Raw genomic sequence first — 15,812 nt, forward strand, 5'->3', positions numbered from 1 at the left:
CTGTCTTTTAGGATTCCTGCACCACCTGAAGCAGATCCGCAAATGTGCTCAGATTGTGCTCTGCCATTCCACATTTTACCGCATCTCCGATCGCCGCACAATCCATTCCGCCGGCTTTGGCTGCTTCCACTCCCGCCTTCGCATCTTCTACAACAAGGCAGACTTCCGGCTCTTTTCCGATAAACTGTGCTGCTTTTACAAACACTTCCGGATCCGGCTTGGATTTTGTGATGTTGTTTCCGTCAGAAACGGCATCAAAATATTCGCCAAGTCCCAGCTGTCCCAGGATGAATCCTGCATTTTTGCTGGAAGAACCGATCGCAAGCAGCAGCCCTTTTTCGCGGAGCGCATCCAGTGTGGATTTTACTTCTTCGGAAAGATCCGCCGGACTCATGTTCTTTAAGAGCTCTTTGTAGATCTCGTTTTTCTTTTCTGTCCAGGATACCTTTTCTTCCCGGCTCATTTCTTTGTCGTATTTTTCCAGAATGATCTCGAAGCTTTCCATCCGGCTGACGCCGCGCAGTCTGTGGTTGATCGTCTCGTTAAATGGGATTTTCAGTTCATCCGCAATTGCTTTCCATGCCTGGTAATGGTATGTATCTGTAGAACAGATCACACCATCCAGGTCGAAAATTACCGCCTGATATTTCATTAATATTTCCTCCACTATACTTCTTCTGTAGTTCCGTTGATTTTCACCTGTACCGGATTTCCTTCCAGCCTCTTCACTGCTGCATTGTTTTCTCCATCCGTATGGATTTCCAGCCATGCATTGTCATAATGAAGCCGGAAGGAAAGGGAACTCCACTCTTTCGGCATGTTCGGTTTCACGCTTAAAATGCCGTCCTTATCGATGGATACTCCTGCAAATCCGAAGACGATTGTCTGCCATACGCCGCCGGCATTTGCCGCATGAATTCCTTCTCTCGTATTCTTCTGCAGGTTCAGAAGATCGATGAATGCCGCACGTTTCAGATACCGGTATGCCCTGGAATCATCTCCCACTTTCAGTCCCATTACCGAATAGATACTCGGGCTTAAGGAAGATCCGTGCAGAGTACGTTTCTCATAGTAATCGTAGTTTTCCTTCATCAGTTCCGGTTCAAACTCTTCACCAAGCAGATGCAGAAGCAGTACGACATCCGGCTGTTTCAGAATCTGTGTCTCCTGTTTTTTGCAGGTATTAAGAATTGCCGGACGGATCGGCCAGTCATTTTCATCGTACTGGTCAATGACAACGTCTTTCAACTGGAAGTATCCTTCAAACTGTTCCAGAAGGTTGGTGCCTTCTTTTCTCGGAAGATAGATCTTGCTCTGTACTTCTTCCCAGAATGTAAGCTCTTCGTCTTTGAGTCCGGTCTTTTCTACGAGTGCAGCGTACGCTTCCGGTTTTTCTTCTTTCATCTTCTGGATCAGTGCCATTACATAGCGGAGGTTCCATCTTGCGAAATAGTTGGTATACAGGTTGTTGTTTACCGGTTCATGCCATTCATCCGGTCCGGTTACCTGATTGATCTCGTACCGGTCTTTTTCTGCAATATATTCGCAGCGGCTTGCCCAGAATCTTGCGGTCTCTGTGAGGATTTCCGCTCCTCTTCCATAGAGGAAGTCCATATCTTTTGTGATCCGTACATAATCATAGATTCCGTAAGCCACATCCGCTGTCACATGGTGCTCATAGACAGCCACATAGCAGCGGTAGCAGGTTCCGTCCGGCTCGATCGTCCAGTCCGGGCACTGCTCAGTTCCGTCGTCTGCGGATTCCCACGGATACTGCGCGCCTTTATAGCCATTTTTCTTTGCGTTGTCTCTTGCCGCGTCCAGAAGGTGATAGCGGTAGTTTTCCATATTCTGCGCCATCTGCGGGAATACGTAGGAGAAGAACGGGAGCATGAAAAGCTCGATATCCCAGAAGGCATGTCCGCCGTACTCTTCTCCTGTCAGCAGTTTTGCTCCGACGCTGACTCTGTCATCTGTCTCATTTCCTGTACTCATCAGGTGGAAAATATTAAACCGTACTGCACGGTTCAGTTCCGGATCGCCTTCAAAGCATACATCTGCTTCTTCCCACATGTTGTCGTACACTTTGCTGTGTTTTTTCAGTTCTGTTTCAAATCCGTCTTCACAGAAACGGTCTACTTCCTCTTTGATGGTCGTATGAAGCGCATAGGCCGGGCACTCTCTTTCTGTATACATGGAAACATATTTTACAAGGCGGATCGTCTCGCCTTCTGCTGCTGTAAAGTCGCCAAATTCCACAGCCTGCTCACCGAACGCATTGAACATCCGGTTTCTCATGATCTTCTCTTCTCCGCGGTATGCTTCCAGCACACATCCCGTTCCTACATGAAGATGGCGGTCTCTTGTTGCGGACTCCATGTAAACGCCGTGCTCACCCAGCTTTTCATTCGCTGTCAGATACATGTGTTTTACTTTAAACCGAGGTGCATCATAGAAGTTGATGATCGTTCCATCTATGATGTTTTCCACTTCGATGATTCCCTCGTAGTTCACCGGTGTCACAAAAAGCTCGATCGCCATTCTATGTACATTGTTCCGGCTCACAAATCTGCGTCCTTCGATCTTTGTGATGCGTCCTTTTCTGTCTTTGAGCACATACTGCTTGGAAAGAACGGCATGCTTCATGTCCAGTACTCTGGAGAATTCCATGATCTCGCAGTTTTCGATGCCGATCAGCTCTTTTTCCACATAAAGGCGGATTCCAAGCCAGTTCGGCAGTGCTGCCAGCTCTCTCATAAAGGTCTCTGATTTATCAAACACTCCATTGACATACAGATACGGAAGTGTGGTCTTTGTTCCTTCTTCAAAACTTCCCCGAATGCCCAGATACCCGTTGGAGAGGGCAAACAGGCTTTCGTTTTTCAGATTTTCCTGCGGATCATACTCGTCCTGGCAGATCAGCCACTCATCCGTGCTCATGTCATTTCTCAAGTTCTCTGAAAATCGGTCTCTGATCATTGTTTCTTTTCCCCTTTTCTAGTCCAGATATTGTTTTCCGGTTTCTTCCAGGATTTCATCCCGTCCGACAATTTCCAGTGTAAATGTCATGGCAAAATCCTGTCTTTTTACCTTATATTCTTCCAGCTGTTCTTCGCCGCAGCTGTTGCTTCCAAGTCCAGAGTGACGGTAGTCCAGATGAATCACCACATCGCTGCTTCTTTCGATTTCGTGCGGATAGCGCGCTTTTTCCAGACTTTCATCCGTACAGTTGGAAAGGTTCATTCCAAGTCCGCCTTCTGTCCGGCAGAGCAGTGTCTTTGTTTCATCAGACAGCGCAAACCATTTCACCTGTTCTCTGTGTCCGTTTTCCTGCGGGTACACATAACTGGTCTGCATTCCGTCTACGGTGCTTTCGTAAATTCCCATGGATGCTGCCGCATGGCTGTCCGGATAATTTTCCTGTGGTCCAAGGCCGTACCATGCTGTGTTCTGAAGACTTCCGTCCGCCTCCATGATCACGCCGATCCGAGGAAGGAATGCCGGCTCTTCTTTTCCATTCTGAACAGTCTTTCCTGTCAGCTGCACCTTCACCTGTCCGCTGGAATATACGGTGTACACATAAGAGCACTCAAATCCCCAGGACTGATTCAGGCATCCGAAATACTTGTCGATCGTCACAACAACTGCATTTTCTTTCTTTTCCCATGAGAAGTCTTCTGTCTGTTCGCTTCCCTTCTGGATAAAGTACTTATTCATCCAGTCGTCTTTCTTGTACATATCATTGTCGATCGTTGCCCGGTACAGGTTCATAACCGGTCCTTTTGTCAGGTATGTCTTTCCGTCTTTTTCCAATGCGGCCAGAGTTCCGAATACCGTATGGAATTTTGCTGTGATCCGGTCGTTTGCTACGGTAAGAATGCCGTTTTCTTCAGTCACCGCAAGTTCCTTTCCGGCAGCTCTTGCCACAAATTCATCCTGACGGATCTCAAGGTCAAACTGTTTTGCCGCGATTTCATGGCCTGCCGGTGCATAGTTTGTATCGTATTTCTGGCATACCTTGATATGAAGGTAGTAGTCTTTATTCTTCCGGATCTCGAACGGTTTGACCGGAATGTCCACTTTTTCGGATTCATGAGGAAGCGCAGATAACGTACGGATTTCTCCTTCCTGTACTGCCTTTCCATTCTCCTCCAGTGCCCAGCAAAGTACTACATGATCCAGTGATAAGAAGTCGTAGTAGTTTTTCAGAAGGATCTGTGTCCGGCTGTCCGGCACCTTGTGAATCTCAACCGGAGCAATGACCTGCTTGTACTCCAGAAGGGCAGGTGACGGTGTCCGGTCCGGCATCAATACGCCATCGATGCAGAAGTTGCTGTTGGTCGGAAAATCTCCAAAGCATCCGCCGTATTTATAATAGGAAGTTTCATTCTCTTCCACACGGATTCCGTGGTCATACCACTCCCAGATAAAGCCGCCCTGCAGCCTTTTGTATTTTCGGAACATATCCTGGTAGGCTTTCAGTCCTCCCGGTCCATTTCCCATTGCATGGCCGTACTCGCACATTACATGCGGTTTGTTCCCTTTCATCTCGGTTTCCGCAATTTCTTTGAGTCCCTTGAGTCTTGTATACATGGTGGAGTAAACATCTGTCACTTCCGCCTCAAAATCTCCTTCATAATGGATCAGTCTTGTGCTGTCCAGTTTTCTGATTTCTTCTGCCGCACTGCGGAAATTACATCCGAAACTGGATTCGTTGCCCATGGACCACATGATGATACAAGGATGGTTCCGGTCTCTTTTCACCATGCGGACACTCCGGTCCACGTATGCTTCTCTCCAGGCCGGATCATCGGAAATCCATTTGTAGTTTCCTGTCCACTCAAATCCGTGGCATTCCAGATCCGCCTCATCGATCACATACAGTCCGTACTCATCGCACAGATCATAAAAATATTCGTTAGACGGATAGTGGGAACAGCGTACGGCATTGATGTTGTACTGCTTCATCAGAAGAATATCTTCTTTCATTCTTTCATAGCTGACTGTCCGTCCTTCTTCCGGATCATAGTCGTGGTGGTTCGCTCCATTGAGAAGAATCACCTGTCCATTTACAAGGAACTGGTTATCCTTGATCTCTACACGTCGGAAGCCCGGGCGGATTGAAACGGCATCTTCTCCTGCGGTCACCGTAAGATCATAAAGTTCCGGCGTCTCCGCTGTCCACTTGTGCACGTTCGGAATCTGCGCTTCAATATGAGCCTTTCCGTCTTCTGTTTCGTAAGTTCCTTTGAGCACTTCCTCCTCATGGTAGGAAAGCACCCAGGATCCCTTACCGGACGGCTGTTTTAAGGTAATATCCATGGTAAAGATTCCTGTCTCCATGGCATCATCCAGTCCTGCGTCCACACGGCAGTCCAGAATCACCTGTTTCGGCTCGTTGATCAGTTCCACGTCGCGATAGATTCCGGAAAGCCACCACATATCCTGATCTTCCAGATAAGTTCCGTCTGACCACTTGTATACTCTGACTGTGATATCATTTTCTCCTTCTTTCACGCAGGAAGTGATATCAAACTCGGAAGGTAGCCGGCTTACTTTGCTGTATCCGACATGCTCTCCGTTCACCCAGACATCAAACGCACTGTCTACTCCGTGAAATTTCAGAATTGTATCATTTTTCAGCCATGCAGCATCCAGACAGATGCTTTTTTTGTAGATTCCTGTCGGATTTTCCGTCGGAACAAATGGCGGATTCACAGGGAACAAATATAAAACATCCGTATAGTGCATATGGTCGTATCCCCGAAGCTGCCATACGGAAGGGACATCGATCGTGTCCCAGCCTTCTGCCGCACCCGGCATCTGGAATCCTTCCGGTGAAAGTTCCGGTGCGTCCAGATACAGAAAACGCCATTCCCCATTCAGGCTGATCTTTGTAAGAGAATCATCATAAAAAGCGGTTCTTGCCTCTCTTCTCCCCATGGATATCAGTTCCTGATTCTCCCATCTCTTTTTTCTTCTCTGTGTCATATGTCATACTCCTTTTGTCAGTTACTCGTTATGAAATACCAGTCAGGGCAGTCGGATAGAATATCCGGCTGTCGGCCGAAGCCTTCTATCAGGCTGCCCTTTTCTTATAAAAATGCTATTTGATGGAACCGCTTGTTCCTTCTACGATGTATTTCTGTGCAAAGATAAACACGAGAATCGGAGGGATAATCATGACTACCGTAATGCACAGCATTGGAATAATGGCCGTTGTATGTACGCCCTTGAAGGATGCAAGACCGAGCGCAAGTGTGTACTTCGTTCTGTCCTGCAGGAAAATCAATGGTCCAAGGTAGTCGTTCCATACGGTGAGCATGTTCAGAACTCCTACCATGATCAGACACGGTCTCAGGATCGGCATGAAAATCTTCCAGTAAATCTGGAATGAATTCGCGCCGTCAAGGCGTGCCGCTTCTTCATAGTCCTTTGGAATTCCCATGAGGAACTGCCTCATCAGGAAGATATTGTAGGCAGACCCGAACCAGGTCGGCACAATCAGCGGAAGCAGTGTGTTGATCCATCCGAACAGATTGAATTCCATGTACTGCGGGATCATGGTAACATCCCACGGAATCATCATGGTTGCAAGAAGAATCATAAAGAGAATATTTTTCCCTTTAAATTTGAATCTCGCAAATCCGTAGGCCACCAGTGAACTGGACAGCACGGTTCCAAGTGTCGTCATAACAGTGACAATTACAGAATTCAGAAAGTAAGTTCCGAACGGCTGTGAAGCCCATGCTTCGCTGTAGTTTTCAAAATGCCACTCTTTCGGGAAAAGGCTCGGCGGATACGCGATCGCCTCTCCTTCTGTCTTAAAGGTTGTGAGCAGCATGTATAAAAATGGTGCCAGGAAGTAAACGGCAACGATAGTCAGAAGGATGTAGAGAACAACCTTCGATTTTTTTGACATCTTCATACTTATTTACCTCCCCTTTTTTTCTTCTTGTTATCTGCTTTGACTTCAGATTCATAGAATACCCACGCGGAAGATGATTTGAATACCAGAGCGGTAAGCAGAAGGATAATGATGAACATTACCCATGCATTGGCACTGGCATATCCCATCTTGTGGTGTTTGAAGGCATTGTTGTATGTCATCAGTCCGTAGAAGTAGGTGGACTGAAGCGGTCCGCCTCCTGTCAGCAGCATAACGAGCGTTACCTGCTGGAAAGAACTGATAATGGACGTAATCAGGTTAAACAACAATGTCGGCGTGATGATCGGCAGTGTGATGCTGAAGAATTTTCTCGCCGGTCCTGCTCCGTCGATGGAAGCAGCTTCATAAATCTCTGTGGAGATATTTTTCATATCCGTATAGAAAATCAGCATCATGGTTCCGACACCAAACGCACTTGCCAGAATAACGGCAAAAATCGCCCAGGCCGGGTCAACCAGCCAGTCCGGTCCCTCGATTCCGATCAGTGACAAAAGATAGTTTAAAACACCGTAGTCACTGTTCAGAATCCAGCTCCAGATAATGGAGATCGCAACGCTTGAGATTGCCGCCGGGATATAAAAGATCGCACGGTAAACCTTCACGCCGCGAAGAGGCTGCGTAATCAGCATCGCCAGGAACAGGGCAAGAATCAGGTTGAGCGGAACGAAGATTGCCGCGTAACGTAAACTGATTCCAAGTGATTTGAGCACCTGGTCATCCTGGGTAAACATTTCAATGTAATTTCCAAGGCCGACAAATACTTTCTCTCCTGTCAGCGGCCAGTCAAAGAAGCTCATGATCAATGACAGCAAAAGCGGTCCAAACGTAAATACGAGGAATCCGATGATCCATGGCAGGATAAAGAAATAAGGAGTCGCTGTTTTTAAAAATTTCTTTTTCTTCATATCGATCTCTCCTAAATATGGGAGGAGGCTGTCCTCCTCCCACTGGTTTCCTATTGAACTGCGCTCTCCAGTGCCTTATCTACAGGCTGAAGAGAGCTTGGATTGAAGATCTGTTCAAAAGAAAGCTGAAGATTCTCAGCCACTTCAGACCAGCTATCAATCAGGAAGCTTGCAGGTGTGTGTCCCTGGCTCTGTTCCAGCATGGTGTAGAATGGAGCATATTCTTCCTGTTCCATGATTCCTTCGGATTCTACGACCGTATTCAGAACCGGAAGCTCTGTACCGATACGTGCTTTGTTGCATTCTTCGTTTGTCCAGTATTTAATGAATTCCCATGCGGCGTCTTTGTGTTCGCTGTCTTTGGACATGGACAGACCGGAAGAACTCAGGATGCTGACAGAATCCTGTCCTGCATCTGCGAATGCCGGAATTGTTGTCACGCCGTAGTTTACACCGTCTTCATTAAGTGTATTGATTGCCCAGGAACCATATACATACATTGCTGTGCTGCCGGCACGGAATTCGTCTGTACCGTCACCTTCTGTTGAAGTTGCATATTCATCTTTTTCCATATCCTGGAACATCTGGAATACTTCCTGTGATTCTTCGGAGTTGATGTATCCGTCCATTTCTCCGTTTTCATCACAGTAAGATGTGCCATTGCTCCACAGATACATTTCAAAGTCATACGGGTCCGGTTTCATCTGGAAAGAGAATCCTTTTGCGTCTGTCTTCTCGGAGATTGTCTTTGCAGCTGCCTGCAGGTCATCCCATGTCCAGTCTGCTGTCGGATATTCCACACCTGCTTCATCAAAGATGTCTTTGTTGTAGAAGAGACAATGTGTTGTGAATCCTACCGGGATACCGTAAGTGCTTCCGTCCATCATGTTGTAATCCCAGAGTGTGTTATAGAAGTTGGATTTGTACTCGTCTCCCTCTTCTGCGATGTAGTCGTCAAGCGGCTCCAGTCCATCGTAGTAAGCCGGGTAATTCCACATGTACATAACATCCGGTGTATCTCCGGATCCCATTCCGGCACTGATCTTGGTATCAAAATCACTTCCGTACGCTTCCAGTGTCACTTCGATATCATCGTGCTCCTCGTTGAACTTGTCCACAAGTTCCTGCTGTTTGTCAACGTCCTCCGCTACGTCCCATGTAGCAAAACGGATCTGAGTCTTTCCGCTGTCCGATCCGCCATCGCCGCTTCCGCCGCATCCAGCAAGAATTGCTGTCGTGGATAACGCCATGATACAAACTACCGCCAATTTTCTTTTCATTTTGTTTTCCTCCCTTTCGCTTTATTAGGTAAACATAATATATCATTTTACTTAGTAAAAGTAAACAATATTTTACCCCCCCCCGCATATTTTCTCCATATTAACTATTTTTTGCATTTTTCTTTTGTGCATTTTCAACAATTTTATATCGTTTTTATATTAACAATTTACATTTTTATATAGTAAATACATTTCTATTTTACTATGTAAATACCGTATCTCCATATCATATACGACTCCCGGGAAATTTCCCGGTCTCCGTTTACTTCTCGTTCCCGTCCGGGTATAATAGTAATATCAGCATATTTTTTCCGATTTTTAACATAGAAAGGATGATCTTATGCCATTACCAGAAGAGCACAATTATACAATCAATGATATCTATTCCCTCCCGGAAGGAGAACGCGCCGAACTGATCGATGGCACCCTGTATATGATGGCTCCGCCCAGCCGGATACATCAGGAGATCGTAGGTGAACTCTTTGCCGCGATTCACAGCCACATCAAGGCAAACGGCGGAGACTGCAGATCATTTATCGCTCCGTTTGCCGTGCTTTTAAACGAAGATGACAAAACTTATGTGGAACCGGATATCAGCGTCATTTGTGATGCCGGCAAACTAACAGACCGCGGATGCGCAGGTGCACCGGACTGGATCATAGAAGTAGCATCACCCGGCAGCCAGAAGATGGACTATCTGACCAAACTGTTCAAATACCGTACTGCCGGAGTACGCGAATACTGGATCGTAAATCCAATGCAGGAAACCGTGCAGGTCTATTACTTCGGCGATCAGGGAGACTCTGTACAATACGCCTTTATCGATTTGATCGAATCAAAGGTTTTGAAAGGTTTGAACATCTGCCTTGCAGAGCTTTTGCAGATGTAAAGAGCTGCAAAAAAGAGACACTCCCGCAGAATCCAGGCTTAAAAAGCCCGAATTCTGCAGAAGTGTCTCTTTCACTTACTGTAAATCTATCCTTCTTTTCCCGGAATCCTTAAAGTATCTCCAGTATTTTTTCTGTCATGCTCTCCACGGTTGCCTCTTCTGCCACAGCCGTGTGCATCCCCCATCGCTTTGCCTCTTCTTCGGTTTTTCTCCCGATACAAAGGGCCAGGATTTTACCAGGGTCTACTTTTCCCTGCATTGTGCTTTCAAATCCCCGGACCGTGGAAGCGCTTGTAAATGTCACCAGATCGATCTTTCCTTCCTGAAACTGAGCCGAAATCTTATCGGTCCATGCATCGTCTGCCCCGATCCTTGTTTCATAGACCGGAATATCCACACACTCTGCTCCTGTTTTCAATACCGGCGGGAACAGCTCTTCCGAAGCTTCCCTTGCACGAAACGCTGTTACAAGATCTCCCGGTTTTGTTTGTCCGGCAAGTGCCTCCCCAAGTTTTCCTGCCTCGTAGACGTCAGGCATCATATCCGGACGGATTCCCCGCTTCCTGAGTTCTCTTCCTGTGCCGCTTCCGATCACGGCAAATCTGCTGCCCCAGAGTGTCCGAATGTCCAGATGCGCTTCCTCCAGAAAGTCAAAAAAGATCCTTACTCCTGCCGCGCTGGTGAACACGATCCAGGAGGTTCCTGTTTTCCGGTTTCGGATCTGTTCCAGCGCCGCAAGGATCATCTCTTTTTCTCTCTTTCCCTGCAGCGGCTCTACCTGGATCGATGGAAATTCAATGACCTGAGCTCCCAGTCCGCGAAGTGTCCTCGCAAATGTCTGTCCCTGGCTCCTTGGCCGGGTGATAAGAATCTGTCTTCCTCCAAGAGGTCTTTGCTCCGCCCACGAAAAGTTTTCTGACAGGGCACATACTTTGCCCACTACAATCACAGCCGGCGCCTGAATCTTCTCTTCCTGCACGCTCTTTGGAAGATTCCGAAGATCCGAAACGACCTTTTTCTGGCAGGCCAGCGTTCCTTCCTGGATCACAGCCGCCGGAGTATCATCCGGCATGCCCGCCATTCTAAGCTTTTCGCAGATCTCCGGAAGCGCCGTGACTCCCATCAGAAAGACGAGGGTGGCATCCAGACGCGCCAGCGCCTCGTAATCAATTCTGGATTCTCCGCCTTTTCTTGCATGACCTGTAATCACATGGAAGGACGACGTGTAGTCCCGGTGGGTAACCGGAATTCCCGCATAGGCAGGAACCGACACACTGGAAGTGATGCCCGGCACAATCTCAAAGGAGACACCTTCTTGTGCCAGAAGCTCTACCTCTTCTCCGCCCCTGCCGAACACAAACGGATCTCCGCCCTTTAAGCGAAGTACCTGCTTTCCTTCTTTTGCAAGGGTTACCAGAATCTGATTGATCTCCTTTTGCGGAACCAGATGGTGGTCCGATCGTTTTCCCACATTGATTTTCTCCGTCTTCTCCGGAATCAGGCTCAGGATTTCCGCACTGATGAGGGCATCATAAACGACCACATCAGCCTGCTCGATCAAAGATGCCGTTTTCACCGTCAGAAGCCCCGCATCCCCGGGACCTGCCCCGGCTATCCAGACTTTTCCGCATTTTTTCTCTTCCATCTTCTAAAATCTCCCTTTCAGACTTCTGGCAAGTCTTTCCGCCAGTATTTCGCCCTTGTGCTTTTCTCCGGAGATCATGCCCGCCTCGAACTGCCCGGTTTCTTCGTGATAGTAAAGCCCCCGGATCCGGATTTCATTTCCTGAAGTCTCGGCATAGGCCGCAACCGGAGACGTGCATCCTCCGTTCAGATACCGGACAAATCCGCGCTCCGCCTTTGCCGCAAACCGGCTGTCGGAACAGTCCACTGCCTCAATTCCCGGTATCTTTTCTCCTTTTCTCCCCTGCACTGCCAGAATCCCCTGTCCTGCGGAGGGAATCATTTCATCCACGGAAAAGATACGGGAGACAAGGCCCTCCATTCCCAGCCGTTTCAGTCCTGCAAGAGCCAGAATCGTCGCCTCATACTCCTCATGCTCCAGTTTAAACAGCCTTGTCTGGACATTCCCACGGATATTTTTAAAGCTGCACTTTGGATACAGCTTCCCTGCCTGCAGAGACCGTCTTCTGCTGGAAGAACCGATGATTCCTCCCTCTTTCAGGTCCTGAATTCCCGGCTTTAAAATCAGGGCATCCCTTGGATCCTCCCTGTTTGTATACGCAATGACCGGAAGCTCTTTTGGAATCTCCATCGGCATATCCTTCAGACTGTGGACCGAAAGATCGATGTCACCGTTTAAAAGCGCCCGGTCCAGTTCTTTGACAAACAGGCCCTTCCCCCCGATCTTTTCCAGACTTTTATGGAGGATCTTGTCGCCGGTCGTTTTCATCGTCACAATCTCGATCGTAAGCCCCGGGCTTGCCTTTTCCAGAGCCTCCTTTACGATCTCGGCCTGCCTGACCGCCAGGGCGCTCTCCCTGCTCCCTATTTTCAAGTGTGTTCTCATGCTTTTTTCCTTCTTCTATCGCTCTTTATCAATCTTATATAATAAGGCATTGAGGATGGCCGCCGCAACCGTGCTGCCTCCTTTTCTCCCTTTTGCCACAATATACGGCACGTCCACGGTCATGATCCGTTCTTTTGCCTGCACCACGTTGACAAATCCTACCGGAACTCCGATCACAAGAGCCGGATGCACACACCCTTCCCGGATCAGTTCTTCGATGGCGATCAGCGCCGTCGGCGCGTTTCCTACCGAAAAGATGATCTGCTTTCCGGTCTTCTGCGCCATGTCTGCCGCCTTTTTCATACTGGCAGCCGCTCTGGTTGTCCCTTCTCTTTTTGCTTCTTCGGCTACGTCCGGATCTGCCATATAGCAGACGGCTTCTATTCCCAGTTTCTCCAAAGACGCTTTGTGAATTCCGGAACGGGTCATATTGGTGTCAGTCACGATGACCGTATTCCCCCGGTCTGTCAATGCCCCAAGGGCAGAAGACACCGCATCCGGCGAAAATGTCATCGTATCCGCGTATTCAAAATCCGCCGTCGTGTGGATCACCCGTTTGATGATATCCTCCTGCCCCTCAGGGAAGATTCTTCCACCGAGTTCTTCTGTAATAATCTCAAAACTTCTGCGCTCGATCTCTCCCGGCAGAATCTGTTCCAGTTCCATTTTCATATCCTTTATACTCCTTCTTCCAGAATCCGGTATACCGCATCCATATCCAAATGTTCCCGGATCATCTTTGCAAGCTGGTCATACTGTTCCTCTTTGTATGCTTTGAAATCCAGCACTTTCAAATCCTCCACCTGAAGCCCTTTCCGTCTCATCAGAAGTTCCACCAGTTTTCCGGAAATCTCCGCCGAATCAAAAAAACCATGCAGATAGGTTCCGCAGACGCTGCCCTGAACACAGCCCTCCATACGTGCACCTTCTTCCTGCATCGTGCGGATTCCGGTAAACGAAGCACCTCCGGCAGAAATGGTTTCTCCCATGTGGATCTCATATCCTTCCAGCCGGCATCCGCCAAGTCCGCCCCAGAAATCATCCGAAGCAGCCACGAATCCTTCGGCTCTCGTTCTTTTTTTCTGTCCGGTAAAGATGGTTTCCACCGGAAGTAGGTCCAGTCCTTCCATCGAAATCGGAACCCCGTCCCCGGCTTCCATTCCCTGCGGATCTGAAAGTTTTTTCCCAAGCATCTGATAGCCTCCGCAGATTCCGATGACCGGAACATCCCGCGAAGCTGCCTGCTGGATTTTCCCGGCAAGCCCGCTTTCCTTCAGCCATTTCAGATCCGCCATCGTATTTTTGGTTCCCGGAAGAATCACCAGATCCGGATCTTTAAACTGTCCCGGCCGGTCTACATACCGGACCGATACACCCTCATAGCACGACAGCACATTCAGATCCGTAAAATTGGAAATCTTCGGGAACCGGACTGCCGCAATGTCGATTTTCCCTTTCTGCATCCGGCTCTGAAGGCGTTCGCTCAGGCTGTCCTCATCGTCGATATCCAGATACATATACGGGATCACTCCCCGGACCGGACACCCGGTACGTTCTTCCAGCATCCGAAGCCCCGGTTTTAAAATATCCACATCCCCGCGGAACTTGTTGATCACAAGACCTTTTACCATCTTCCGTTCTTCCTCTTCCAGAAGAAGAAGGGTTCCGGCAAGCTGGGCAAACACGCCGCCCCGGTCGATGTCTCCTACAAGAAGTACCGGAGCCTTCAGCATCTTTGCCAGTCCCATATTCACAATATCGTCCTGTTTTAAGTTGATCTCGGCCGGACTTCCCGCCCCTTCGATCACGATAATGTCATGCTCACCGGCAAGAATCTCGTAGGCATGCAGAATCTCCGGGATCAGCTGTTTTTTGTATGCATAGTATTCTTTCGCCGGCATGACGCCCCGGACTTTTCCATTTACAATGACCTGCGATCCGGTATCACTTGTCGGTTTCAGAAGCACCGGATTCATCTCCACCCGCGGAGCAATCCCCGCCGCCTCGGCCTGCATCACCTGTGCTCTTCCCATCTCCAGGCCGTCTTCCGTGATAAAGGAATTCAAGGCCATATTCTGAGATTTAAAGGGCGCCGTCCGGTATCCGTCCTGGCGGAACACTCTGCAAAGTCCTCCTGCCAGGATACTTTTTCCGGCATTGGACATGGTTCCCTGAATCATGATTGGCTTTGCCATGATGTTTCTTCCTTTCTTCGTTCGATAATCCGCCCGAAAGCACGGAGAAGCTTGTCATTGTCCTCCCGCCCTTTCACTGCGATCCGGTAGTAACCTTTTCCAAGTCCCCGGTAATTCCGGCAGTCCCGGATCAGAAATCCTTCTTGTTTCATCTCTTCGTAAAAATCTATTTCGCTGTAAAACAAAATGTAATTGGCACTTGCCGGGTAGTACCGGATTCCCATCCGGGTAAATTCTCCCATGATATGGCGCCGCTCCTCTGCAATCAGCTGTCTTGTGACCGCCGGAAGCAGATCGTCCGCAAGCGCCGCCCTTCCGGCCGCCTGCGCCAGGACAGATACAGCCCACGGCTGTCTGGACTTCTGCATCCGTTCCAGCAGTTCTGTATCCGAGCAGACTCCGTATCCGCTTCGTACACCCGGTATGGAAAACATCTTGGTAAATGCCCGAAGCAGGAACAGCATCCGGTTTTCCCGGATCAAAAGCTCATGGTGAATCCACGGTCCGTCCTCGGTAAAATCAAGAAAGCACTCGTCCAGTACAAGCCGGATCTGCTTCTTTTCACACGTTTCCACAATCTCCAGAAGCAGGGATTCTTCCACGCACCGGCCGGTCGGATTGTCCGGCGAACATAAAAATACCATATCCAGATCCTCTGTCAGTTCGTCCAGGTACCGTCTTGTCAGGGCAAATCCTTCTTCCTCTTTTCTTTCGTGAAACCGGATCCGGCAGTCCACCGTGCGAAGTGCCTTTTCATATTCGGAAAAGGACGGCGTACACAAAAGGGCCCGCTTTGGTTTTTCTGCAAGTACCATCGTATAGATCAGATCGGCCGCCCCATTCCCGCAGATAATGTGCTCCGAAACGGTCGCCTCTTTTTTGGCCGCCGCCTCCCGAAGCGCCCTGCATTTCGGATCCGGGTAGGCAGTCACGTTCTCCAGGCTCTTTTTCAGTGCCTCCATGACCTTCTCCCCCGGTCCCAGAGGATTGATATTTGCAGAAAAATCAACCAGTCCTTCGTTTGTATAAATATCGCCTCCATGCTCCTGCATGTTCTTCACCTC

12 protein-coding genes are annotated in these 15,812 nt (G+C 48.7%); 1 reads left to right on the plus strand and 11 read right to left on the minus strand.

The features are described 5' to 3' along the window. Nucleotides 1-7: 7 nt before the first annotated feature. The 6 genes from pgmB to FGQ85_RS02200 all read right to left on the minus strand — a co-directional run bounded on the left by pgmB (nucleotide 8) and on the right by FGQ85_RS02200 (nucleotide 9,134). Nucleotides 8-652, minus strand: coding sequence for a beta-phosphoglucomutase (pgmB, locus tag FGQ85_RS02175; protein WP_087252664.1), 645 nt, complete (start codon nucleotides 650-652; stop codon nucleotides 8-10). A gap of 14 nt (nucleotides 653-666) precedes the next feature. After that, entirely contained in the window at nucleotides 667-2,979 is a 2,313-nt protein-coding gene (locus FGQ85_RS02180) for a glycosyl hydrolase family 65 protein (RefSeq protein WP_138372527.1), read from the minus strand. An 18-nt stretch (nucleotides 2,980-2,997) separates the two neighbouring features. Continuing rightward, complete coding sequence (locus tag FGQ85_RS02185) at nucleotides 2,998-5,991, minus strand: glycoside hydrolase family 2 TIM barrel-domain containing protein (protein WP_138372528.1); 2,994 nt, start codon at nucleotides 5,989-5,991, stop codon at nucleotides 2,998-3,000. A gap of 115 nt (nucleotides 5,992-6,106) precedes the next feature. Beyond that, nucleotides 6,107-6,928: a carbohydrate ABC transporter permease gene (locus tag FGQ85_RS02190; RefSeq protein ID WP_138372529.1), complete on the minus strand. Its 822-nt coding sequence runs from the start codon at nucleotides 6,926-6,928 to the stop codon at nucleotides 6,107-6,109. 2 nt (nucleotides 6,929-6,930) lie between these two features. After that, nucleotides 6,931-7,854, minus strand: a complete 924-nt coding sequence (locus FGQ85_RS02195; protein WP_138372530.1) for a sugar ABC transporter permease — start codon at nucleotides 7,852-7,854, stop codon at nucleotides 6,931-6,933. A 50-nt stretch (nucleotides 7,855-7,904) separates the two neighbouring features. Next, on the minus strand, nucleotides 7,905-9,134 hold the full coding sequence (locus tag FGQ85_RS02200; protein ID WP_138372531.1) for a sugar ABC transporter substrate-binding protein: 1,230 nt from the start codon (nucleotides 9,132-9,134) through the stop codon (nucleotides 7,905-7,907). 340 nt (nucleotides 9,135-9,474) lie between these two features. Here FGQ85_RS02200 and FGQ85_RS02205 point away from each other — a divergent pair, with 340 nt between their 5' ends. Then, complete coding sequence (locus tag FGQ85_RS02205) at nucleotides 9,475-10,023, plus strand: Uma2 family endonuclease (RefSeq protein ID WP_138372532.1); 549 nt, start codon at nucleotides 9,475-9,477, stop codon at nucleotides 10,021-10,023. Nucleotides 10,024-10,132: 109 nt separating this feature from the next. Here the strand turns inward: FGQ85_RS02205 and cobA are convergent, their stop codons facing one another. Genes cobA through FGQ85_RS02230 form a run of 5 tightly spaced genes read right to left on the minus strand, consistent with a single transcriptional unit; the run spans nucleotide 10,133 to nucleotide 15,800 of the window. After that, the gene (gene cobA / locus FGQ85_RS02210; protein WP_138372533.1) at nucleotides 10,133-11,668 is read right to left on the minus strand and encodes a uroporphyrinogen-III C-methyltransferase; all 1,536 of its coding nucleotides are present in this window, start codon (nucleotides 11,666-11,668) and stop codon (nucleotides 10,133-10,135) included. 3 nt (nucleotides 11,669-11,671) lie between these two features. Further along, nucleotides 11,672-12,553: a hydroxymethylbilane synthase gene (hemC, locus tag FGQ85_RS02215; RefSeq protein WP_138372534.1), complete on the minus strand. Its 882-nt coding sequence runs from the start codon at nucleotides 12,551-12,553 to the stop codon at nucleotides 11,672-11,674. Nucleotides 12,554-12,568: 15 nt separating this feature from the next. Then, entirely contained in the window at nucleotides 12,569-13,225 is a 657-nt protein-coding gene (locus FGQ85_RS02220; RefSeq protein ID WP_171027859.1) for a precorrin-8X methylmutase, read from the minus strand. 5 nt (nucleotides 13,226-13,230) lie between these two features. Continuing rightward, on the minus strand, nucleotides 13,231-14,748 hold the full coding sequence (locus FGQ85_RS02225) for a cobyric acid synthase (RefSeq protein ID WP_087252654.1): 1,518 nt from the start codon (nucleotides 14,746-14,748) through the stop codon (nucleotides 13,231-13,233). After that, on the minus strand, nucleotides 14,730-15,800 hold the full coding sequence (locus tag FGQ85_RS02230) for a histidinol-phosphate transaminase (RefSeq protein ID WP_138372535.1): 1,071 nt from the start codon (nucleotides 15,798-15,800) through the stop codon (nucleotides 14,730-14,732). Before FGQ85_RS02230 ends, FGQ85_RS02225 begins: the two co-directional genes overlap by 19 nt. Nucleotides 15,801-15,812 lie beyond the last annotated feature (12 nt).

This window comes from Pseudoflavonifractor sp. BSD2780061688st1 E11 (assembly GCF_005844125.1).
In the GTDB taxonomy this organism is placed as follows: domain Bacteria; phylum Bacillota; class Clostridia; order Lachnospirales; family Lachnospiraceae; genus Sellimonas; species Sellimonas catena.

Coding starts and splice junctions, on each gene's coding strand:
- pgmB (WP_087252664.1), bottom strand. CDS start 652: ATGAAATATCAGGCGGTAATTTTCGACCTGGATGGTGTGATCTGTTCT.
- FGQ85_RS02180 (WP_138372527.1), bottom strand. CDS start 2,979: ATGATCAGAGACCGATTTTCAGAGAACTTGAGAAATGACATGAGCACG.
- FGQ85_RS02185 (WP_138372528.1), bottom strand. CDS start 5,991: ATGACACAGAGAAGAAAAAAGAGATGGGAGAATCAGGAACTGATATCC.
- FGQ85_RS02190 (WP_138372529.1), bottom strand. CDS start 6,928: ATGAAGATGTCAAAAAAATCGAAGGTTGTTCTCTACATCCTTCTGACT.
- FGQ85_RS02195 (WP_138372530.1), bottom strand. CDS start 7,854: ATGAAGAAAAAGAAATTTTTAAAAACAGCGACTCCTTATTTCTTTATC.
- FGQ85_RS02200 (WP_138372531.1), bottom strand. CDS start 9,134: ATGAAAAGAAAATTGGCGGTAGTTTGTATCATGGCGTTATCCACGACA.
- FGQ85_RS02205 (WP_138372532.1), top strand. CDS start 9,475: ATGCCATTACCAGAAGAGCACAATTATACAATCAATGATATCTATTCC.
- cobA (WP_138372533.1), bottom strand. CDS start 11,668: ATGGAAGAGAAAAAATGCGGAAAAGTCTGGATAGCCGGGGCAGGTCCC.
- hemC (WP_138372534.1), bottom strand. CDS start 12,553: ATGAGAACACACTTGAAAATAGGGAGCAGGGAGAGCGCCCTGGCGGTC.
- FGQ85_RS02220 (WP_171027859.1), bottom strand. CDS start 13,225: ATGAAAATGGAACTGGAACAGATTCTGCCGGGAGAGATCGAGCGCAGA.
- FGQ85_RS02225 (WP_087252654.1), bottom strand. CDS start 14,748: ATGGCAAAGCCAATCATGATTCAGGGAACCATGTCCAATGCCGGAAAA.
- FGQ85_RS02230 (WP_138372535.1), bottom strand. CDS start 15,800: ATGCAGGAGCATGGAGGCGATATTTATACAAACGAAGGACTGGTTGAT.